The organism is Reticulibacter mediterranei, assembly GCF_016587455.1.
The window spans coordinates 818,676-840,283 of the sequence record NZ_BNJK01000002.1 but is presented as its reverse complement, the minus strand read 5'-3'; the positions used below and the strand labels follow the sequence as shown (position 1 = coordinate 840,283).

Sequence of the window (21,608 nt, the reverse complement as noted above, 5' to 3'; positions counted from 1 at the left end):
TTGTATTTTTTGACTCCTTCGTATACATGTAAAATAGATATTTTCGGACATTTTATCATGAAAAATGGTCTAGAACAATTAGATAATATTCCAATATAAATTGAGAAGTATTATAATGAAATGATATGTCGCATTTGGCAAAAGCGTTACAAAAGTACTATACCCGCGAAAACGGGAAAATTGCCTTTACCAATAAACAATCACTTAATCAATTAGCGTTTGCTCTGTGGGAGATGTTAGGGTATCAAAAAATAGATGCAAGTGTTTTGTCTCGTGTGTTGAAAGGAGAACGACTTTTTACATTCGATCAGTTGCATGCTTTTTGTGAAATCCTGAAGATACAAAGTGAAGAGAAAGCTTTGCTTTCTGAGGAGTTGCAAAAGGATTATGTAACAAAGAAAGGTGGTACAGTTCAGGATTTTCTTTCCTCCGCAATCAATGATAAACTTGCCATGATTGAAAATCTTGTCAAGGAGACTTTTTTTCTTCTATTTACAGGAAAAGGCGCTCATCTTGGTCATCTGCTCTCACTAACTGATGATTATATTCAGCAACTTTATACTGCTTCCCTCTTGGATATGCAGGCAGACAAGCTGCAAGAATTACATGGGCTACAACTTTACCTTACAGGAAGATATAAGGCATGTATAGGACTTCCGTCAACCGTGATTCCCGAAATGTCAAAAGTGACGCAGCAAATTATGGCAATTAATAAAACTGTAAAAGACAGTAAGCTTGAGGCGTATGCGAACGTCTTACTTTCTGATGCCTATTATATCGCAGGAGGATATACTGCTGACGAGAATAAACGAGCGTTTTATTCACAAGCAATCCAATACGGCAAAAGAGCATGGTCATTACTTGAGGATAGTAACCCGTTTAAGCTCCTTGCTCTCAGAGATATTGCCGCCAGCACGATTTATCTTGGAGACGAGTTGATGTTTTCCGCTCTTCAGAAGACGGCCAACGAGATACTTGAACGACAGCCCAGCAATACAGCAAATCATGTCTATGCCCTACAGCTTTGCGGTACGTTGGATCGAGGCAGTGCTTATTTTAAATTTCCTGTCCAACTTGCAATGCGAGAAAAGGGAAGAAGACATTTCGGGAAGGGACTAAACGGTTTTAGCTCTTTTGAGGTTTCTGACATACGGGAAATGATTGAAACACTTTCTTTGCTGAAGTCGAAAGACAAAGCATACATGAAGTCGCTTGCTACCAAAGGGTTTATCCTTGCTGAAGAGTCTAATGCGGTCCGCTATATTAACTACTTTAATAAAGTATTGATTTAATGTATATTTAACAATATGAATATCGCTACAATAAAAGTAAAACGAGAAGAGTGGGATGAAAAATATGAAAAAGCAAAGCAATTCATGGCGTCAAGAAAGGATGAAAAAAGTATCCTGATCGAAGTTGCTGCACAGCATCCACTTGTTGAGGGATTATATCCTAACGAAGAATTCGCAGAGCGACTCCTCTTCGGAAAAAAATTATATGAGGAGCGTAAAAAAGAAGGATACAAGGTGGCTCTCTATATTCCTGGCAGTAGACACATGCACGAAGGGGCCGCAGATAAGGTTGCCTTATGTGAGGCAGGGAAAACATTTTTACTACAACACGATGTCCCAGAAAGTGTCATTCATGGTGATGATCTCAATAGAAAATATAAAGGTGAAAAGGGCGTGTATAATTCCGCTGATGAATGTTTTGTAGCAGCCTCCTATTTTAAAGACGGTGGTTTTGGTCAGCTTTATTCAATTCTTTCGCCGCTCCAGATTTATAGGAAAGCCTTACACTACATTTGGTTTGGTGTGCTTCCGCTATTTTATACTGCTCCCACTGCTCAGACATACCATAATTACATTAAAGAGGTTTATGAACTAATCCCCTATGTACGAGACATTGATCCTGATATGCAAGGTGAAGATTCGTATTATGGCAATCTCTGGCGTCGTGAACGAAAGCCTGTATAATCCTTCCCACCAGCTTCCAACTATTGACAAGTTTGTCAATGACTTTTTAGCCACATCTATACTACCATTCAGTCATGGGGTTAACATTTCCAATTGAGCTTATTCACCCTCCGAAACTTAATTCGACAAGAAATCAGGAAGATCCGATGGTTGTTTGTAAGTTTTATGACAAAGAGGGAACAAGCGAATGGTATGTTATTGAGGCTGAAAAGAAGGATAATACCTATGTATTCTACGGCTATGTTATGGATGACACGAAAAGACTCGGCGAATATACGCTTAAAGAGCTAGAAGCAAGAAAAACTGTCCAGCGATCAATTTTTTTCAAACCCTGCCCGCTTTCATTTATTAAGGTGTTTGAGTAAAGACGCTCATTCCTAGCACTCCTGCGCCACCGCAAAAAGATTAATACATATAAGCTTGGCACCCTTGTCAATAATTAAATTTGAAAATAGGCATTGAGGGTAATGAGAAAGAAAAATGAGAATTATAGATGGTTAGATTGACAAAAGGTAAAATCTACTTGTCATCTCCTTTATGAAATTTCCTAATATTGTCTATAACCTGATCTTCTACGTTTAGGTTAGTTTGATTTAATTTCTCTTCAAGTGACTGGTAGACATTGAGTAACTCATAGGGTACATACTCCCCAGGTTCAAGTTTTCCTTCTTTCTTTTTTTGTTCTTGTCGCTTAATCATTCGTTGGCATTTTTCTTTTGCGTCTCGTGTTGCTTTCCAGAGCAATGAAAGCTCTGTCGCTGTTAATTGAACTGTTCGTGAGTATTCTTTATTTTCTTCTTTTCTTCCCATAGATGTTAAGAGTATTGTAGTACTCTTTTTGAGTAAAGTATAGGGTTGGGTGGGAAAGATCGGGTGGACATAATGTGTCCATCAAGTGTGCTACAGAAGCAGCACACTTCCGCAAAAGCGGCGATCTTTCCACGAAGGGATTAAACTACGTTTACATATTCAGTAGACTATTAATAGCCGTACTTGCCACGCCAGGACTCACCGCGACCTCCACGTCGAAGATCATCGTCATCAAGATCAAGGCGGTCACGGCTACCCGAAATGCCGTAGAGATGACCATGAAGGTTCGATACATTGCCATTGGCGTCTACGTCGGCTGAAACACCGCCACCATCGGTGTAGATGCTCACATGATTGCCATTAACGTTTACACCTGTGGTTCCGTCTGGAAGCTCAGGATTTTCGCCTCGTGCCAGAGAGCGCAAAATGCTTTCGATGTCCATTGATTGGACCCTTTCTTGTGGTACGTGTGCGTTTTGCACAAACTACGGTAGTAACCAAAGGTAGAAAAAAACACCTTCGCTTTTTCTTCGGCTTACATCGTGAAGCTCTCGGCTTCTGTCTCAAAGAGACTGACTGCGAAATGCGGGTGTTCTACCTAAAACTGAATATGATCTCCGACTTTCCATAGAAGAAATGAGGTATAGACACGACATTGTGCCAGACTCATCTCAGCCAGTGAAAGCTCCCTATGGAGATGTTTGTCAAATGTGCAAAGATGATCGAACTATCACCAACAGTGGAATAGTAGTATAGACGTGGGAAAAAATCATTGACAAGCTTGTCAATAGTTGAGAGGTGAGAAGTGTGTGTCTTTTAGTGCTTTGGGATTTTCCTTTTGAGATACGCAGACAATCTCGATAAATGCAAATGACCTCTAGCACGAACAGTGTTTGATTGCCACTATCAGCCGACAGAAATGGAAGTCATTCTACTCTTAGAATGGCAACAATTCATTCACCTGTACACGTAACGCTTTTGCGATACGAAAGAGTAATTTCAGATTTGGCAAGTTCACTCCTCGCTCTACCCGACTGACCCAACCAACAGATACATCGATCAACTCAGCTAATTCTTCTTGGGTGACGCCTTTGATCCGGCGAATATGCTGGAGATGCTGACCAATACGATACCGGATATCAGATTCGTTGACTGGCTTTATCGGACTTATCATAATAAAAAATACTTTTCAATAAAGAAACACCTCATTTATGTTCCTGCAAAAATTCTATTTTTTAATCTCGTTATTGCCTGGTAATACTCTCTCGCATTGACAATAAGCTCTCCAAAGAAATACTCATTTGCTACCTGCAAACACTTTTCCCTGTCTTCAAAAAGAAACCAGCAGACCTTCCCGGTTCTTAGGATCTGGATGAGCCGTTGCTTACTGACGAGTAAAGCAGCAGCTTCCGCTAGGTCTCTGGTCTTATACAATTCATTTTCCATTGCTTACTACCAAAGTACTTTAGATCTGTGTTTCTTTTCAAGAAACTTTCTGCTGGTAAATGCTTCTTTTTTGCCTGTTTTTCTGCATTTTCAACAGCATTGGTGAGTTATCAGAATTAGAAGAGGAAAGTTGTATCAGAAAATATGATGAAACATGAGGTTCATCGCCGTTTTAATGGCTCTTTTTCACAATCGCAATGATTTTTTCGTTTGAATCGCAAGAAAGCAAGGTAATCATTGAGAAGATCCTGTTCGTTCGGCTGCAATTCGGATAATTCCTCTGGTATGACGGAAGATGCTGGGTACTGCATATCCTTATCTGGTAGGTAGCCTGCTTTCTGCATCAATATCTCGGAAGGAATGCCATAGACATACGCCAGTGCTCGAAGTTTATGAGGAGATGGTTCATCAAACTTTCCTGCTTCTAATAACGAAAGATAGCTTCTTGTGAGTGAGCAGCGATCTGGCAATACGTTGCGGGTGATCGCTGCTGCAACGTTCTCTACCACATATTGTAATGTGTAGTTTTTGGTTTTCCGAAGGTACGCTAGGTAGTCACCGAGCGTTGAAAAATCATGTGGACTTTTAAGAGAAGGATGTATTCGACACATATAGTACAGCTTAAAACGGAAAGGTAGCTTTGTAAATGATGAGTATGAGTAAGTTCGATCTTTGTTGGCAGAGAACTCCTAGCATTCCGTTTTTTATCATCGTTGAAAAATGTCTGCCGTCTATCCTACGATAAAAGTCAAATAATGTCAAAAAGTTAATTAAAATTAAAAACTTTTTTATTGAAATAAATATGGGAGAATGATATTTTGATAAAACATGGCTGATCTAGAAAAACAGAAGCGAATGCGTATCAAGAGAAAAAAGCGTTTTAATGTCGATCTCTTTGACGACGCAAGGTTAGCGCATGGCCTTTCCTTGAATCAACTTGCGCTCGCGGTAGAATTTGCTCCTCAGACGATCCGGCGAGCGTTTGTGCTGGGCAGCGATCCCCATCCTGATACTGTCAGAAGGCTTGGAGAGTATTTCGGTATTCCTCCAGAAAAGTGGTATATCCGTAGTGAAGAGATGAACGATGAAGCGCCAGAATAATATCCTATGCATCTCAATGCTAAGAAGCAGCAGAAGTTTTTAAACACGTTGTTTTTATTATTGCATTGCCATTCGTATCTTTCGTCACCTCGATATAGATTCGATTATCGTTTCCTATGGCTTTTCTGAAAGCATCGACCCCTCTCTCTACTAATTGTTCTGCCGGAAGGGATTTTTTTATGAGCGGTGAGTCATTGATCGTTCCGACCAGATCATCGAGAATATAGTCACTGTAATACTTGTCCGTGATCGAAACACTTGAGTGCCGAAGTGTCCTGGAAACCAGTTGCAGAGGATTTTTCCGGCGTAATCGTGAAAGGCTATAAATATCTCGTAATTTGTGGCAGGTAAGAGGTAGCGTGATATTGAGTTTTTTCATCCCATCTCTGAGATTTTTATTACAGGTATCGGCAGTTGCTTCAAAGACACGCTTTTTACGTACTCTTTTCTTCATTTCCTCGATCATATCTTCAGGAATAGGCAGCAAGGATATTCTTCCCCCTTTTGACCTGACCTGAAAAGATGGCTGGTCATCAAATGGGGAGAGATCTTGTCCCTGAAGATGCAACGCTTCTGAGACACGCAGCCCAGTTCGTAGAAGAAATTGCAAACAAAGTCTTGTTTCAGCTTTTATTCTTTTGCTCCTTGCTCTGTCTGCTGGTCCTGGTTCTGTACCGGCAATAATACATTTCTCTGCATCTATTTCGCTGGGCAATCGTAACGGAGGACGGATAACTTTTGGTTTTACTAGCTTTTTAGCAAAGTTATCAGCAATATAGCCTCTGTCATAGAGGAAATTTATGAAAGCCCGTAAATTCTTGATGATGCATACTCTGCTGTTTGGCGCAGTCCAGCCGTTTTCATAGAGATAGAAGGCATATTCACGGCAAGTTTCAAATGTGAGAGGTCTACCATTGAGGAATGGAAGTAATTTATCCAGCACCCGTTTCTTGTTTCGGATTGATTTTATTTCCAATCCCTTTTCGATGGAATAATTGTGGATATAATCGTCGTATGCTTGTTGTAACTTTTGACCTTGCAACATAAGAAATCCCTTTTGATTCCTTACGTGCAATTTTCTTCTTGCAGCTCTACCTCTGGTAGGTAAGTATGAATTTTAATATTCTATGCAGATGTACCGCGTACGGGAGTCGAACCCGTGATTTCCGGGATGAAAGCCCAGGGTTCTGCACGTAAGTTATCAAAAGTTATAAATGATATTAGCAAAATCACCATAAATGTTCAATAATAAACATTTTCCACCATAATACATTCCTATCAAAAAAGAAAACATTGATAGGTGCTATTTCTGTGCAACACCAGCTTTGCTATGCTGTTTTAACCAGAGTGACAGGATCGCTGACTCAAGTACCAGGGAAGTGAGCAAATATACCTGGGGCATCAGAGGAAGCATATTGCTTAGTATCCCCCTTATGGGAGTGCTATGCCCAATGCGCTATTCTCTCCGGTTTTATTCATGCTCTCTCATTTCAGTTGTCAGTAAAACTGAACTGGAGTATACTCACGAGTAAAATATCACCATTCAATCTTTACTTGTACCAACCGAACCAAGAGATCAAGGGTAGGAAAATATGGCGTCCACGATAGAAATCTTCTACTGCTATGCACCCAAAGATATACAATTCTTAAAAGATCTGGAAACACATCTGGAACCTTTAAAAACTTCTCTTAACATATGTACATGGTGGGAAGATAGTATGCTGGCTGGTGTGAACCGAAAACAAGAGATTAACAAGCATTTGGAAGAAGCAGATATTGTCTTGTTACTTGTGAGTCCTGATTTTCTCGCATCTGCCGACTGCTGTGAGATACAACGGGATGCGCTGAAATTGCAGAAAGAAAACAGAGTTTCTGATGTCATACCTGTCATCATACGGCCAGTGAACCTGACGCATGATGAGACTATTAGCGGGCTGCAAGTACTTCCTAAAAATAGACGCCCAATTAGTACTTCCAAGAATAAAGATATAGCATGGGTAGAAGTGCAAAGAGGAATAGCCGCAGTTATTGACAAAATTCGTTCGCAACCGCAACAACCATCGGATGTGAGAGAAGGGTTCATGTTTCATGGATACGCCGCGACGAATAGATATCGCTGGGATAGTGATTTACGCCCTTTCCCTAACCTCGAAGGCCAATCAGACCTGCCGGAAGCGCCCTGGCTTGTTTCAGCAGCCGTTGGGAAACGGGAAATCAGTCGGAGATATTCCCTGTTTCGAGAGAAGAATATTGTACGAGAGTTCACCAAGCTGCCTGCAACGGCTGAAGCTATCAAGCAATTTGCTGATCGTTTTGGCGAGCTTGGAGTCTCAGTACTGCTCCACTACCCGGAGAAGGTTGGACAACCAGAGAGTATCCTATGGAGCGGAGAAGCTCTCCAGTTCTGGGCAAAAGAAATTCGTGAAATGAGTATCCTTGTAACTTTGTGGGAAATGGTGCAAAACAAGCAGATAGAAAAACTGAAGGAGCATATTATCTGGGATGTGGACGCGATGAGTGTCACATTCGTATGGAAATTTCCTAGCGGAGTACCAAGATGCAGAATAATTGCTTCAGAAAAAGTATCGCCTCAGCTATTCTTTCAACTCGCATGGGGAGATGTTCTCAAACCTGCTCTATACTTTCTTCATGATGAGATAGAGAAGAGGTTAGTAGGCCATGTTAACCCGACCCTCTCGCTTACCCAACGGAAGATATACATGGTTCCTGACAGCCTACTTTCCGCGCTCTATGTCCTCCTATTGCTGGAGGTACAAGAACATACAGTTGGCCTTGACTGAAATCCATTTAATTTTAGCTAGAACAGTTTCCTAACGATACGGTACGTTACTCTGTTTTTCTTTCCTTACCGTCATATCCTCTGTATTAGAAAAGAATAATTTTTACGTTTGCTGGGTTTGTGCTTCCAACATGTTTCTAAGCCGCTCAAGCCCTGTCCACGTGATACAATGTTCTGCCCCAATGTTTCAGCAACACCCATAGGTTTCTGTTCTCACGCCATCCTTCTCGCTAGTATCAGGACGGAGGTTTTTCCATCGCTCTTTAACAGCAAGCGAACTATATACTCAACAGGAGGTACGAATAGAACCAATTCTTAACACGTGAAGCGCGATCTCAAAGAAAGATAGGCAAGGTTTGCCTATCTTTTTTCTTTTGGTAAGGAGGTTCGCTCCTTGAAAAATGTCACGCAACTACTGTTGTTATCTGACTACCCAGAAGAGGAGGAAGCAATGCGACGGGAAAGCATATGGCTTCGCTACACTGGCGATTACAACGAATATTACGTCACCCAGGACGATTATGAAAATGCTCTTCGTCCGTTAGTGATGAAGCTGCGGATTTGCGGTACATGCTGGCAGCATTACGATACTGACGCAAATCCCCCTCGTCCTTGTGTTAGCCGCCGGATTTGTATGCAGTGCATGTTAGCAAAACATGAAGGGCTGCGCTTTCTTGAAGCCAAATCGGTCAACGATGATGGCGAAATAACGTATGCCTTTATTAACGAAGCTGGCGAAGTGTTCACCTCGCGGGAAAACTACGATGGTGATATCAGTAAAGATATCACCTACAGCCTGAAACAGAATGGCTTTACTGCTCCTGAGCAGCACAAACCACTCCGGGCTGACCAGGAGGTGCGTTTACATGCTTCCCACTTCACCATCTATGGCGATTTAAACCATTCAAGCGTGGTGGTGGCCGACTACAACGACTCGTGGGAGAAGCTACACATCACCTTCCTGCTGTACAAATATGCAGGTTACAAAGAACTGACCAAACGTGGTGAGGGCAAAATCCTGTATGAAAAAGCAGAGGCGATCTTACAGCGCACCAAGCGCGGTTCCTACTACTATATTGATGGCCGCCAGCAGTCGCGCATTTGGGATAGCGACATCTACCCGCTAATCGCAAAAATGGAGAGTGCGGTTTATGACCTGTCATTAGAGTTTGGTCCTCCCCTGGCAATCCAGGAAAAAGTTGCTCCCCTCCCTTCAGAGCAATCTGATGAGGAAGTTCAATCCTCGCCGCAAGTCGGTGAGCAAAAGAAAAAACGTGGCAGACCGCCAGCCCTGCGAATTGTCCAATCTGAGGATACCGATGTAGCGAACCTTTCAGATGATGAAGTCGCCGGAGATCCTCCAGAGTCTATAGACGAAACCAGGGTAATCGGAGCAATACATCTTGCAGAAGATACAGCCAACGGAAATCCAGAGGGAAAGGAGACAACTGGTGAGCAAATCGAAACAGAAACCTCAAACTGAGGTGACAGTGATTGTCTGCGACTGTGGCAAGCAAATTGTGTTTGGCACGAAAAACGGTAGCACCAAGCCAACATATATCACCTGTCGAAATTGTAAGAAAAAACATCTTGTTTAAGGAGTCCTTGATGGCTGAATGCAAACTTCACTGTGCATTATGTCCAGAGGAATGCACGCTTCCCCCAGGTCACAATGGCTTCTGCAATTGCGGCAACCACTGGAATTTTAAACATCCGTTACTCCCTTGTGAGAATGAATGTTACTTCTGCTACAAACCCTGTATCTTGACAGGAGAACATGAATTCTGTAAGTGCGAAAATCATAAGGAGATGAATTATTCATGAGAGGAAAAGGAAAAGCCGATTGGACAAAATCCTTCTCGATCCTTGCAATAACCAGAGAGGATTTAGTCAGCCTCGGCGTTCCCCGTTGGCAAGCTGTGCTCAGTGATGTAGAGATGCAGCAACTCGCATCAATTCTGCGAAGCAAGCTCACGGATACATTCTCACCGGAAGATCTGGAAACGGCAATGGATGTTGTCCTGGCGAGACGAGCCGGAGTACATTTCATTGGAGAAGTCTATGATAACACTTCGCTTTGACCAGGAAACGTGGGGTACACGGTTTCCCGTCTTCATTCTGGATCGAAACGAGCTGCAAGCATTTCTGTCACAGCGGGAGGTCGATCAATTAACGGATGAGGATCTTATGGAAATTGCCGAAATCTTAAAGCGTGAATTAGAAGAACTTGGTTTTTTCGACCAACTGATGAGTATTGCACGAGCGAAACTGACTGAGAAGAAATAATACTCAGTGTCACCGCATTTGATGCGGGAGAGCGAGCCTCCACCATTGGGCGATAGTGCAGTTTTACATTACTGCAAAACTGTCGTCCAATGGTCTTTTTGCTTGAACGTATTTTAAACTTCGGCTCTTCACTTGAGATGCCATTATTGACTTCAATCGTATAAAAAAATTGCGGCTCAGTGTTAGTGAAGTTCTCCTCAAGGAGGAGATACTGTAGGCCACGCCTACAATATCTCAATAGGCAGCCTACGCCGCAAACCATCTACAATCTACAGGTGTTACCCACAAGCAATTCTAAAGCAATCCATCTGAGGGTGAGTACTCTTACACACCTTTAGTTGGCGTTCTAACCCGTCTATCTTTGCGCTTTGTAGGTAATACGGCATAACTGAAAAATCCCACTACTACGTTGCACAGCAAGAGCAGGAACAGCTTGAACTCCAAGCTTTTTGGATACAGGTCTGCCAAAAGGTAGATTGCAACGAAGGCAAAAAAACCAATTCCAATTCCGAAGCCGATTGCTGCTGCGACTCTCAGTTTCGCAATGGCACAAGCTACGCCTGAGACGAGGGCAATGATGGCTAGAGTCAGAGCTGCGCCAAATGGCGAAAAGAGAATTTGGGTCAACATGAATTTCTCCTATTCCTGAATTGACCTAACATGCACATGATTATCAACAAGCATGGTTTTGCTCACGGCTGCTTAACCATGTGAAGTTAGGCCAGGTGTAAAGGAGAAATATATTCTTGTAGATTGTATAAATGTGCAAAAACTTCTCTCGAATAACGAATATCCTCAGCAAAGCGTTTGCTGCTGCTATACGGAAAAAGCAGCTCATTGTAGCAGAGAACGACCTAGCATGCAAGTTTCTACAAATTGCTAACCTTTCGGCTATAGAAAGCGTATATAGAGGGTGAGATGGAGCTTGAACTGGTAGAGAGTCTAGCCTTAGTGGTCAAAAATCGTAGATGGTACTGTACTAGCATCCAGAGCATAGGGAGGCACTATGACACATTTATTGGCTGGACTAGAAGCAGCAGATATCTTGCATGATCTAACGTGGTTAGCTTGGATAGGAATAGTCGTCTCGGTTGTTGTACCTCTCTGGGTTCATTACCAAGAAAAACAGACAAAAAAAATCGCGTATGAGCTGGTATCTGATTTAGACTTTATGGATATTGAGTATGAAACAAAAACCAAGCGAGGTCTTTCTGTTCTTGGAGGAACGTGGTGGCGCAATGTTGTCATCAGAATATGGAACGCAGGTAATGTAGCGGTAACGCCCGATGACTATGCTAGACCAATACGATTTGCATTTGAGCAAGAAACGGTGGTGAAAGCGCAGATAGTAGAGAGGCTTCCTACAAATATCTATACGGATGAAATAACCAGTACAAGCACTCCTTCTTCCGTGACAATAGATGGGTTTGTGCTTAATCCCAAAGAAGCTATAACCATAACAATTTTGCTTGCGGGAGATAAGTCAGGCGATATAGGATTAACTGCAAATGCTCTTATTGTGGATGGAGACTTTGTAAAAAGAAGCTATAAAAAACCATTAAAGAAGACGCCTCAGTGGTGGAAGAACAGTATGATAGCCCTCGGTTTGTGCTTATTCGTAGTATTAGTGTGTGGGGGGTGGGAACTAGTGCCTATCTTAACACTAGTCACTCTTGGATTTCTGGTCATTGGATATCACCTCATTACTCCTGGTGAGGATGATTATCCGTTATTAAAAGATACAAATGAGACAGCCGAGGCTATGAAAGCGAGCTATGCCAAATAATGCTTCCTCGGTGCTGTTATGGGTCAGGGCATGACAGTAAAACAGGAAAAAGCAAAAGCGAAACTAGTAGTTGAGGAACTTGAAAAGGAAGAGGAGAAAATCACGCGAAAATCCGTTTCCAGTAGATATTCCAGCACATCAAACTGATTACTACCTGTTTCCAGCCTTGATTGTGAACAGAATATGATCGAACACATTTCCATCTAATTCGTCACACTATCCCCTAGTTATTTTCGCAGAGAGGTTTTGCGGGACACAGCAGATGAGGAAATTATTGGCGCAACTGCCTGTTGTTCATAGGCTTGTACTCGCGCTCGTGGTGTGAGTAACTTTTGTGCATAGACTTCTTTAATCACTGCTATATTTGACAGGTATGGCTGTACGTCATGCATTTTTGTCGTGATTATCTTAATGGCATGTTTCGCATCGCTTGTTTTTATATATGCCTGCCGTGTTTTCAATTCCAGAAGCGACCGCGCCCACACCTCGTACTGTTCAGAAAAATACGTCGTCGTTGCTAGATCTTTTTGCGTCTTCGTCATTACTTCTTTGACTTGATAGGGATCAAACGTACCAACAATTGGTGCTGCCCAACGAGCATCCTCAATCCCTCCCATTTTGAAGATTATGGGAATAGTATTCTGCATAGCGCCTTGTAGTTTTTCTGTAAACTGGCTCCAATTCTGATGGCACAACGTTAAGGTTAAGCCATACTTTGCACATAACGCTAGCAACCGTGTTAGTGCTTTTTCGCTGGCGTCAAGAAACTGGAATGCTTCATCAATAATGAGCTGGTGTGCTGTTCGCTGCTCCGGGGTATATTGCGCCCGATGTAGGATTTCATGCTCATAGAGAACCATCAGAAGGCAGCCAAAAATACTTTGTGTCTCTTGCCTTAGCCCTCCAATGTCGTACAACACCGACTGGTTTTCATCAAGAATTGAATGAACTGGTAGAAGGTTGTTCTCTTGGCCGAGACAGTAGCGTAGTGCTTCTGCATCACTTAAAAGATAGGTGCGCCTGGTGGTTGATCCCACCATTTTTATCTGATCCCGGCTCCAGTGGTCAAATTCATTGTGAAAGAATGCTAATATCCGCTGGTCACGAACTTTTTGTAAACACCGCTCACGAAATGGCTTATCGGTCAGAAACTTGTGCAGCAGAGGTAGAGGCAAATTATTTGCAATCAGCACTGGAAGCGAGGCCCGCATAATAGTCTCAAATAATGGTGCTTCTCCTAGTGACTCCGGCCATATTCTTCTACACGCATCAACCAGCATCTCAGATACAGTAGCGGTGTCATACGGCTGCTTGAGGATATTAAAGGGAAAGAAACGCTGCGGATCTGAGAAGTTGATGTATTGCAGTTTTTGCCAAGCGTCAGGCCGCTTGAAAAAGCCACGAAAATATAATAATCCCACAATGTCCGTAACCAGATCGCCAGCAGGATCGATAACGGAAACGCCTTGTCCCTTTTCAATGAGAGAAGCTGCCATATGTGCCAGGAGCTTACTTTTTCCGCTTTGGGTTTTCCCCATCACATGCTTATGCGCCGTCAGGTCTTTCCCTGAAAGATGAAATGGAAACGGCAATGGTGATTTTCTTCCTAAGAGAACGCGTACTTTCTTCATACTGCAATTAGCGACATCTTTTGATCGGTAAACGGTCGGAGCCAACTCGCTGTGAGAAAGGTGGCCGGATCTACTTCGCCGGGTGGCAAATACAGCAGTCGAAATACGTCTGCTTCATAAACTTTTTCTGTCACCTTCAAAATCGTTTCGATGCGTTGTTTCAGCGTATAGGTATAGTCCAGGCTGATTGGTGTGACAAAAGAAATAGTGAGTGAAGCGGTGTGAAATTGTGTTTCGTATGGACTCTTCCCTTGTGCATTTGGCACAATAAAATTTAAGAGTGCCATGATCTTCCGCTCAAATGCCTTGACATCTTTCTCCCTCCGTTCGTATTCCAAAGCAATGCACTGTTGTTTCCCGCCACGCACAAGAAAGTTAAGCCAGCCGTCAAACACGGCAGGGCTTTGCTGCATGGCGCGAAGTGTTCGGTCGTGCAGCATCTCAATAAGCGAAATAGCTGGATACTGCTTTGCTAGAAGATATCCGGCAATTAAGAAATCTGTTACGGCCAGGTCATGACGGAGGTTATCATAGTCTTCAACGGCGAAGACTTCTGACGGATAGGGATGGTAACGGAGATTATAGCCGCTCCGACGAAGGTAGCTCCTTCCGCTTCGTGTCAGTGCGTAAATCCAGGGGACACTTCCTGCCCGGATCGCGCTTGGCAAACTACGGCGCTGGATAAGTTCTTTCATCCATAGCGCTCTGAACTTTGTACTGGCATAGCTACTGCTGTGAAACATGAGAAGCCGTCGTACTTGCTGGACAGTCAAGAACGGAAAGACATACAGGCATTGCAGGATGCGTTTTTCGGTATCGCTTATCATAGGTTGGTTAATTTGTATTTTTTACAATTATTACCCTGAAGTTCTTTTGATCCCAGACACTTATATATGCAAGCGACCTGTATATACTATTGATTCTAATTATTCTGTACAGATTGATAAAAAGCTGAAGTAGTAAAAATGTTCATTCTATGTTATTATGGGCAAAATAATTCTTCGATACCTCTAAAAACAGTTGTCTAGTTTCGTAGAAAGAGGGATGGCGTGAAAGCTCATTTCCCGAAAGTTGGAGCATTTGCTATCTTAGTATGTAGCGTAGTTTTCTTAACAATACTCCTTCTTAACAACACTACACAAGCACATACTGGTTCTAGTTTAATCACTATGACACCTACACAGATGCCTACCCTCACCCCAAAGGTGAACCCCACTGCTTTTGTAACAGCAACACCGGCTGTAATCTATGTCTCCCAATCTAGCGCCTACAGCGATCCGTCAGTAGTTATTGCTATTATCAGCATAATTATTTCTGGATTGTCGCTTGCATTTGTCGTGAAATATGTCATAGACACTTCTGCAATGGCAAAAGCAACGCAAGATTCAGCACAAGCAACAAGGAAATCAGCAGAGGCAGCAGAAAAGACACTTCTCGAAATGAGAAATGCACGGGAAGAGGAGAACGCCCCTTTCGTGATTGTTTATACGAAATTTGATCATGAAAATATGATGCTTAATGTGGTAGTAGAAAATATAGGAAAAACAGTTGCGAAAGATATTAAATTAGGGTTTGATCCACCTTTGCAAATCAGGATTTTTAGAAAAGATGATTTAGAGGATAACATCTTACTAACTAACGGCATACATTCACTGGTGCCAAACAATAAGATTCTTATACCTTTTGCTATTGCTATCAATTACTTCAATGATAATCCCCCGATGGTCTATGCTGTTAAAGTGGGTTACTCTGGCAATGATACCTTACCAAGACAAGAGATTAGGTATGATTTAGACCTTAATCATTATAGGTATCAATTGGAGGAACGTGAACCGGTAGCAAAAATAGCAGCAGCAATGGAGTCGCTATCTAGCAATTTTTTTCAATATACCGAATATTTTAAGGGCTTACTCTACGACGCTAACGATATATCCAACATGCTCAGCAGGAACTTAGCAAGAACATCTTATGCAATTCAAAGACAAGGAAAAGTTGATGTCACAGTAGGGTTGAAGGATTTCGTTCTTACCTGGACGTTAGGATATGGCAAAGACAAGAAATTGCTGCTAAAACCTTTTCTCTTCGATCTGCGAAGTAAATGTCTTTTACTCAGTGAGGAGACGTTGAGATCGACAATTGAGAATCCCGATAGCAGCTTGAATAAGGCAATGCAAGATATTGGCGTTAAATTATGTAAGCTTGGAAATATGATGCTGACACGGGATGGTTACGTAGCGGCACATTCGATACAGGGTTCTTCGATAGAAGAATTTAATGATCTAGGGGATGAAATTATTACGGATATTAGAAATTTGCTTCAACAAATTGAAAAAGCAGAAGAAAACTTACCAAGTAATGATGAAGAAAGCAGTGCTGTGGCTGTGCAACAAAGTGAGATTTCTGAAAAGAGTTAGTGTAAAGCTGTCGTTTGTTTGTTCCATTGTGTATGATTTATTTTGCAGAGTCGAGGCTAGAGTTGAGACTGATTATTGCAAAGAATGAAAACTGGTTCTGATACGGTCTGTTATTGGGAATACTCACATTCCAAATATCTGTCTAGTTTTAAACCATATGCATGAGATCAACAAGCAATCTGTCATAGGGGCGTATAGCTGGATGCGAGAAATTATGCCATGAACAAAAGAAAAGTATTTTAATTAATCTTTGTATGCTCGTCTATAATGTATAGAGATAAATAGCTCGTTCATAGGGAAAAGTACTACTTACAACAGTTTTTATTTTGTTCTTCCATATTGTGGTATTGGAGGAAACAAGGCAAAATGGAGCCAGTACAGAACAGTAATGCCCCTATTACCGTTTTCTATTCGTATGCTCGTAAAGATAAGTTGCTGAGAGACAGGCTTGCTTACCACCTTAAACTCTTAGAAAAACAAGGATATATTGCTAGCTGGAGCGATCAAGATGTGAAACCAGGGCAGGAATGGAGCAAAGAAAAAAGTAAAATGCTTGCGAGTGCGGATATTATCCTGCTTCTAGTTAGCCATGAATTTATAGCAACAAATTATTGTGAAAGTACAGAAGTTGATATTGCTTTGCAACGACACGAGGCAGGTGAAGCATGGGTTATTCCGATTCTCCTTCGTTCTGTAGACTGGGAAACTTCCGCCATTGGGAAACTTCAAGCACTCCCTTATGATCTGAAGCCTGTCGCTCTCTGCCCTGATAGAGACAAGGCATTTACGGAAATTAGTAAAAACATCAGAAGTTTAGTGATGGATTTGCAGAAGGAAAGAGACAAAGAGACTAACAACAAAACTGATGATGATACAACACCTCCCCCCGATAGGACGGTAACTACCTCCCGAAAAAAGAAGAAGAGGGACTTGTATAAGACCATTAATGCTGATTATTCGATAGGGGAAAAAATGAAGCATTATGCGCGAATTATCAAGAGGAACTTTTCTTTACATGCTGCTAATAAAAGGAGCAAAGGATTGTCGCTGATCTTGCTGTTCTTATTTGCCGTCCTGGAAATACTCGCTTTACCGCTCATCATTTATCAATTGATAGGAAATTTTGTTGTGGTTACAATGAGCTTTATTTTCTCCTCCCTGCTTTTTGGCATGGGTGTAACTGGAAAAAATAATATGATTGCTGTCAGCATAACTCTTCTGTACTGTGCGATCTGGACGGCCATTAGTGATGCTTATTTAAATAGCATTTACCATCTTCATGTCACCATTTTGCAGATACTCCTCCTAAGTGTTGGTCTGTCTTCGCTGCAATTATCGTTATTCTATACTCCCAGTCATCAAAAACGACTGCCATTCTTTCCAAAGAATTTGGGATTTTAGATTATTGAATGGGACATATTTGCTGTTTTGTGTCTCTTGCTATGTGAGATGTTATAGGGAAAATAGTTCAATCATACAGTTAATGGAGTAACACAACTAGCAAATCTCTTTTCATTCTGCTAAGTTTACGGTATACTTTCATGCATGAATGAACACACAGTTTCTATAAAGTTGACACCAGATGAAAACGGCTTAGTCGGCAGAGAGTGTCCGTCTTGCGAATTGTATTTTAAGATCAAACCAGGAACGGGCCTGAAAACAAAGCAATGTATCTGCCCTTACTGCGGTTATACTGACGAAGGCCAAGCGTTTCTTACGCAGGATCAGAAGGACTATGCCCTCAGTCTCATAAATAAGCAATTTTTAGAGCCAGTGCTTCGTGACTTCACAAATAGCCTCAAAGGATTAGAAACGTCCTCAAGCAGCTTTCTGCAAATAAAGGTAAGCGTCCATGCTCCCGTATTTTCGATACAACAGTATCAAGAAAAAATGCTGGAGACCAATGTTACTTGCGACTCATGCGGATTGGTCTTCTCGATTTACGGGGTGTTTTCAAATTGTCCAGACTGCGGGAAACTGAATGCGCGGGTCATCTACGAGAAATCACTGGATGCGTCGAATGGAAAATTGATACTCTCCGATGACGACAAGATTGATGAACATATACGAGCAGATTTGATAAAGGATGCGCTCGTCGGTACTGTTTCTGCATTTGACTCGCTTGGAAAAGCATTGCGAGCAAAACATTCGACATTGCCCCAGAGACCAAAAAATTTGTTTCAAAACTTTTTGGAGCTAGAAAAGGCGTTGAACACGGTCATCGGAAAGGATATTGCTGTACTTGTGGGTACAGGTGATCGTGACTTCCTGTTTAAAATGTTCCAGGTACGTCATATCTATGAACACAATGCCGGAGTCATAGATGCTGATTTCGTCGGCAAGCTACCAGGATACGCGAACCAGTTGGGGAGAAAATTTCCTCTGAAAAAAGATGAGGTAACGTTATTTGTTTCCCTAATGCGTATATTGGGAGATATCATATACAAAGCATTTGAAAAGTAGAACTTCCAGGCATTGTAAGCGGCTTTCTTGACAAAAAAGCAAAAGTCGAGCAAAATGGCCTTTAATTATAAATATCCCAATAAGTGAGAATGTGTAATGAGGAATAATTATACTAAGAAAGAACTTGTCGCTCAACTTCAGCAAGACTTGGCTGAGGGAGAGTCTTGGCATATAGAGTTTAAAGACTATGACCATACGCAACTGAATACAAAGGTCGCAGATGCTTGGAAAGATGATCTCTCCCATGAACTTGCAGCCCTTGCTTCTATTGGTGGCAAAGTCTATATAGGCATCAGTGATGATGGTACGGTAAAGGGGATTAGCGGTTCACACCAGGTATGGCAAGAGAAATTATTTGAAAGGGCTGTGGGCAGAATCAAGCCGAGGATCAATTGGAAATCTTATTACTTTACCGACACTACTACTGGCTTAATCCTCATTCGACTTGATTTACTTGAAGGCGAACCAATTTACTATGTCATGAGTAAGCCCTACATTCGTGAAGGTACAAGATCAAAACCAGCAGAGCCAGAGGAAGTAAAAGCCCGCTTCAAAGAATATTTCGCAAACCGTGAACCGCTCCTACCAACAGAACTTGAACGCTCTACGAATGATAATCAGGAACAGTCTGCTGTTGTCTCATGGATTGTCACAGTACTTACGAATATTATGAGCAGTTTAAACTTATATGAGGAAAAGGCTGTAAATCCTCAACTTAATCGAGTAAAAATAGAGTTGGAAAGTAACCGTGATTCTATTGAAAGCAACCTTAATAAAGTCAAAAGGGCGTTCGGTGAGAAATCTAATTATTATCAAGAACTAGAACTTATATCTAGCGAAATTCTGGCCGCTACAAAGGTAATATTTGTCCTAGATGGTGGTAAGAGTTGGGCTGAGTGGCTAAGTCATCTCAAGAAAGTCCATGACGCATCGAACAAACTACTTTCTACTATTAGGTCAGATGCCTCAGTTACAATCGAAGGGCTTAATGAGCAGGAGGAAGATGTTCGAGACACAACGATTCGCTGGCTTAATGCACTTGACGAACATAGACTAAACACGTTCACCTATGAAGCTAATCAGTACGTGCATATGCTTCTGCGTCTCCATTATCAGTTCTGGCTTGTTAAAGAGGAGCCGAAAGCTAATCACTACAAAGAACTTGCGGATGAGATCGAAAAGTTAAGTTGGGCCAGAACTTTCGCTGATTATAGGAAAATCAAAGAGGCGCTCCCCGAACTTCAGCAAAAGTTAAACTTACCTTCATAGAGGCGGGTGAAATAATATAAGGATGGGTGATAGTGGAGGTATCTACGCCGCTGCTACTAAATCTACCTTTCTTCTCGCTCGTTTATTCCTCCGATGGCGTGGTGAATCTCAGATCATGATGAGGAATCGGCGAAATCTCACTCCCTCAAGAACTGGGAGGATTTAGTGTTTGGTCATATGCAGCTTATCTCGCTCTCCCTCTGGAGGATGAAATGTGTCAGCTTTCAGAAAAACAAAGCCTACAATCTCAGAAAGCACCTGTTTCTCTTCCGTGAAAGCAGCTTCCGTCAATTTTGTTCATCAACTCCCGATGAGTTATTTACAAATAAAGGCTGCAAGAATAAAATATTGAAATTGATACATTCAGTCAATAGAAGCATAAATCTGAAAGGCGTTGGAAATTTATGTTCAACCTATTTGTAGCAAATACCTCTAATGATTGGAATGGCGATCCTTATATCAATACGCTTGATCGTTGCGTTAGTGAGTATACAGATCCAGAAATTGTAAAACGGTATGGTGCGCTTTCAGAAGTCCAGATACAGGAGGTTATGCAATTCCCTTGTTTATTTGCGTATGAAACGCACTGGGGTAAAGATCCAAAGTTTGGTTACATTCGTAAAATAGAACGGAAAATACGAAAAGGGCAACAATGGCTTTATGTAGATTATAAAATTATTCATTTGGATAAGTTCCTCACCCAATCTGAGTTTGAAACAATGGGCAGTAAGCTCGACATGCATGGCTGGGAGTACGGTAGAACCCACTGGGCAATAAAGGATGTCGATTTACCAAAGGTATTACTTGCAAGGGGAATAACAGTACCATCTCCTCAAAGATTGCGTGTGTTCTTGTGTCACGCATCGGGAGATAAATCCCATGTAAGAGAGCTTTATCGTCGCTTGAAAGCTAAAGGCGTTGATGCTTGGCTCGATGAAGAAAGTTTGATACCAGGGCAAGATTGGAACCGAGAGATACGGAAAGCAATCCATAGAACACATGTTGTTGTCGTATGCCTCTCACAAGGTTCGACGAACAAAAGAGGATATGTTCAAAAAGAAATTGTGTTTGCTTTAGATGAAGCTGATAAGCAACTAGAAGGTGATATTTACATGATCCCTGTCAAGCTAGAGGCATGTGATCTTCCAGATCGATTACAACGGTATCAGGCAGTAAATCTTTTTGAGGAACGAGGCTTTGAAAAATTGCTGAATGCATTGCGATACCAAGCGGATCAGCTTGACCTTCCCCTCTTTCCATAGAACATTCTATCATGCAGGTAACTAGTAATACTACTCAGTTTTGGGGTCTAGATCTAGATTAACTCCACTTCTTATAAAAGATTTGATGATAAGGGGAGCAGACACACCAATGTTAAACGCAACGACCGGCGTAAGATTAAAATTACTGAGCTGATACAACAACCCTAAAGTAGCTGCAATAAACGGGAGTCCAAAAAATCGGAGTTTGTAATAAGGGTCTTTGAACGTTTTAGGTCGTTTTGTGCTGGGAGTATGCGAAAGCTCCATAAGCTCAAAAACAACTCCTATCCATCCCCCAGCGAATGCAATAATCGTAATAATTGCATCATGAAGCGTAGGCATGTCATGCATGCGTTCTCCCCCT

At 41.9% G+C, this 21,608-nt stretch carries 24 protein-coding genes; 14 read left to right on the top strand and 10 right to left on the bottom strand.

Annotated elements, in window-relative coordinates:
* Positions 1-125 precede the first annotated feature (125 nt).
* The 3 genes from K3T83_RS42050 (at position 126) to K3T83_RS42040 (ending at position 2,341) form a co-directional block, all read left to right on the top strand.
* Positions 126-1,292 (top strand): hypothetical protein, encoded by a 1,167-nt coding sequence (locus K3T83_RS42050; RefSeq protein ID WP_220209127.1) that lies wholly within the window; start codon positions 126-128, stop codon positions 1,290-1,292.
* A gap of 15 nt (positions 1,293-1,307) precedes the next feature.
* A complete protein-coding gene (locus K3T83_RS42045; RefSeq protein ID WP_220209126.1) occupies positions 1,308-1,976 on the top strand; it encodes a hypothetical protein in 669 nt (222 codons plus the stop codon).
* Positions 1,977-2,122: 146 nt separating this feature from the next.
* Complete coding sequence (locus K3T83_RS42040) at positions 2,123-2,341, top strand: hypothetical protein (RefSeq protein WP_220209125.1); 219 nt, start codon at positions 2,123-2,125, stop codon at positions 2,339-2,341.
* A gap of 154 nt (positions 2,342-2,495) precedes the next feature.
* On the opposite strand, the gene K3T83_RS42035 is transcribed toward K3T83_RS42040, so the two are convergent.
* From K3T83_RS42035 to K3T83_RS42015, 5 genes are all read right to left on the bottom strand, one after another.
* Positions 2,496-2,786 carry a hypothetical protein gene (locus tag K3T83_RS42035; protein ID WP_220209124.1) on the bottom strand — a complete coding sequence of 97 codons (291 nt, stop codon included), beginning with the start codon at positions 2,784-2,786 and terminating at the stop codon, positions 2,496-2,498.
* A 170-nt stretch (positions 2,787-2,956) separates the two neighbouring features.
* Positions 2,957-3,229, bottom strand: coding sequence for a hypothetical protein (locus K3T83_RS42030; RefSeq protein ID WP_220209123.1), 273 nt, complete (start codon positions 3,227-3,229; stop codon positions 2,957-2,959).
* Positions 3,230-3,723: 494 nt separating this feature from the next.
* A complete protein-coding gene (locus K3T83_RS42025) occupies positions 3,724-3,960 on the bottom strand; it encodes a helix-turn-helix domain-containing protein (protein WP_220209122.1) in 237 nt (78 codons plus the stop codon).
* A gap of 35 nt (positions 3,961-3,995) precedes the next feature.
* A complete protein-coding gene (locus K3T83_RS58185) occupies positions 3,996-4,232 on the bottom strand; it encodes a DUF5659 domain-containing protein (protein WP_220209121.1) in 237 nt (78 codons plus the stop codon).
* A gap of 161 nt (positions 4,233-4,393) precedes the next feature.
* Positions 4,394-4,843, bottom strand: coding sequence for a helix-turn-helix domain-containing protein (locus tag K3T83_RS42015; protein WP_220209120.1), 450 nt, complete (start codon positions 4,841-4,843; stop codon positions 4,394-4,396).
* Positions 4,844-5,087: 244 nt separating this feature from the next.
* On the opposite strand from K3T83_RS42015, the gene K3T83_RS42010 reads away from it, so the two are divergent.
* Positions 5,088-5,333, top strand: coding sequence for a helix-turn-helix domain-containing protein (locus tag K3T83_RS42010; protein ID WP_220209119.1), 246 nt, complete (start codon positions 5,088-5,090; stop codon positions 5,331-5,333).
* Positions 5,334-5,352: 19 nt separating this feature from the next.
* On the opposite strand, the gene K3T83_RS42005 is transcribed toward K3T83_RS42010, so the two are convergent.
* On the bottom strand, positions 5,353-6,378 hold the full coding sequence (locus K3T83_RS42005) for a tyrosine-type recombinase/integrase (RefSeq protein WP_220209118.1): 1,026 nt from the start codon (positions 6,376-6,378) through the stop codon (positions 5,353-5,355).
* Positions 6,379-6,925: 547 nt separating this feature from the next.
* Between K3T83_RS42005 and K3T83_RS42000 the strand changes: the two genes are divergently transcribed.
* The 4 genes from K3T83_RS42000 to K3T83_RS41985 all read left to right on the top strand — a co-directional run bounded on the left by K3T83_RS42000 (position 6,926) and on the right by K3T83_RS41985 (position 10,419).
* Positions 6,926-8,134, top strand: a complete 1,209-nt coding sequence (locus tag K3T83_RS42000) for a toll/interleukin-1 receptor domain-containing protein (protein ID WP_220209117.1) — start codon at positions 6,926-6,928, stop codon at positions 8,132-8,134.
* A 393-nt stretch (positions 8,135-8,527) separates the two neighbouring features.
* A complete protein-coding gene (locus K3T83_RS41995; RefSeq protein WP_220209116.1) occupies positions 8,528-9,616 on the top strand; it encodes a hypothetical protein in 1,089 nt (362 codons plus the stop codon).
* 337 nt (positions 9,617-9,953) lie between these two features.
* The gene (locus K3T83_RS41990; protein ID WP_220209115.1) at positions 9,954-10,214 is read left to right on the top strand and encodes a hypothetical protein; all 261 of its coding nucleotides are present in this window, start codon (positions 9,954-9,956) and stop codon (positions 10,212-10,214) included.
* Positions 10,195-10,419: a hypothetical protein gene (locus K3T83_RS41985; protein WP_220209114.1), complete on the top strand. Its 225-nt coding sequence runs from the start codon at positions 10,195-10,197 to the stop codon at positions 10,417-10,419. Before K3T83_RS41990 ends, K3T83_RS41985 begins: the two co-directional genes overlap by 20 nt.
* Before the next feature lie 324 nt (positions 10,420-10,743).
* Here K3T83_RS41985 and K3T83_RS41980 read toward each other — a convergent pair whose 3' ends face one another.
* Complete coding sequence (locus K3T83_RS41980) at positions 10,744-11,049, bottom strand: hypothetical protein (RefSeq protein WP_220209113.1); 306 nt, start codon at positions 11,047-11,049, stop codon at positions 10,744-10,746.
* Between the two features lie 376 nt (positions 11,050-11,425).
* On the opposite strand from K3T83_RS41980, the gene K3T83_RS41975 reads away from it, so the two are divergent.
* Positions 11,426-12,205: a hypothetical protein gene (locus K3T83_RS41975; RefSeq protein ID WP_220209112.1), complete on the top strand. Its 780-nt coding sequence runs from the start codon at positions 11,426-11,428 to the stop codon at positions 12,203-12,205.
* A 227-nt stretch (positions 12,206-12,432) separates the two neighbouring features.
* On the opposite strand, the gene K3T83_RS41970 is transcribed toward K3T83_RS41975, so the two are convergent.
* A complete protein-coding gene (locus tag K3T83_RS41970) occupies positions 12,433-13,836 on the bottom strand; it encodes a type IV secretory system conjugative DNA transfer family protein (RefSeq protein ID WP_220209111.1) in 1,404 nt (467 codons plus the stop codon).
* Complete coding sequence (locus K3T83_RS41965; protein WP_220209110.1) at positions 13,833-14,663, bottom strand: replication-relaxation family protein; 831 nt, start codon at positions 14,661-14,663, stop codon at positions 13,833-13,835. Before K3T83_RS41965 ends, K3T83_RS41970 begins: the two co-directional genes overlap by 4 nt.
* Before the next feature lie 222 nt (positions 14,664-14,885).
* Between K3T83_RS41965 and K3T83_RS41960 the strand changes: the two genes are divergently transcribed.
* The 5 genes from K3T83_RS41960 to K3T83_RS41940 all read left to right on the top strand — a co-directional run bounded on the left by K3T83_RS41960 (position 14,886) and on the right by K3T83_RS41940 (position 21,244).
* Entirely contained in the window at positions 14,886-16,250 is a 1,365-nt protein-coding gene (locus K3T83_RS41960; protein WP_220209109.1) for a DUF8453 domain-containing protein, read from the top strand.
* Between the two features lie 366 nt (positions 16,251-16,616).
* Positions 16,617-17,651 (top strand): toll/interleukin-1 receptor domain-containing protein, encoded by a 1,035-nt coding sequence (locus K3T83_RS41955; protein ID WP_220209108.1) that lies wholly within the window; start codon positions 16,617-16,619, stop codon positions 17,649-17,651.
* 144 nt (positions 17,652-17,795) lie between these two features.
* Positions 17,796-18,713: a hypothetical protein gene (locus K3T83_RS41950; RefSeq protein WP_220209107.1), complete on the top strand. Its 918-nt coding sequence runs from the start codon at positions 17,796-17,798 to the stop codon at positions 18,711-18,713.
* Positions 18,714-18,809: 96 nt separating this feature from the next.
* The gene (locus K3T83_RS41945) at positions 18,810-19,982 is read left to right on the top strand and encodes an AlbA family DNA-binding domain-containing protein (RefSeq protein WP_220209106.1); all 1,173 of its coding nucleotides are present in this window, start codon (positions 18,810-18,812) and stop codon (positions 19,980-19,982) included.
* Between the two features lie 404 nt (positions 19,983-20,386).
* A complete protein-coding gene (locus K3T83_RS41940; protein WP_220209105.1) occupies positions 20,387-21,244 on the top strand; it encodes a toll/interleukin-1 receptor domain-containing protein in 858 nt (285 codons plus the stop codon).
* 30 nt (positions 21,245-21,274) lie between these two features.
* On the opposite strand, the gene K3T83_RS41935 is transcribed toward K3T83_RS41940, so the two are convergent.
* The gene (locus tag K3T83_RS41935; protein ID WP_220209104.1) at positions 21,275-21,595 is read right to left on the bottom strand and encodes a hypothetical protein; all 321 of its coding nucleotides are present in this window, start codon (positions 21,593-21,595) and stop codon (positions 21,275-21,277) included.
* Positions 21,596-21,608 lie beyond the last annotated feature (13 nt).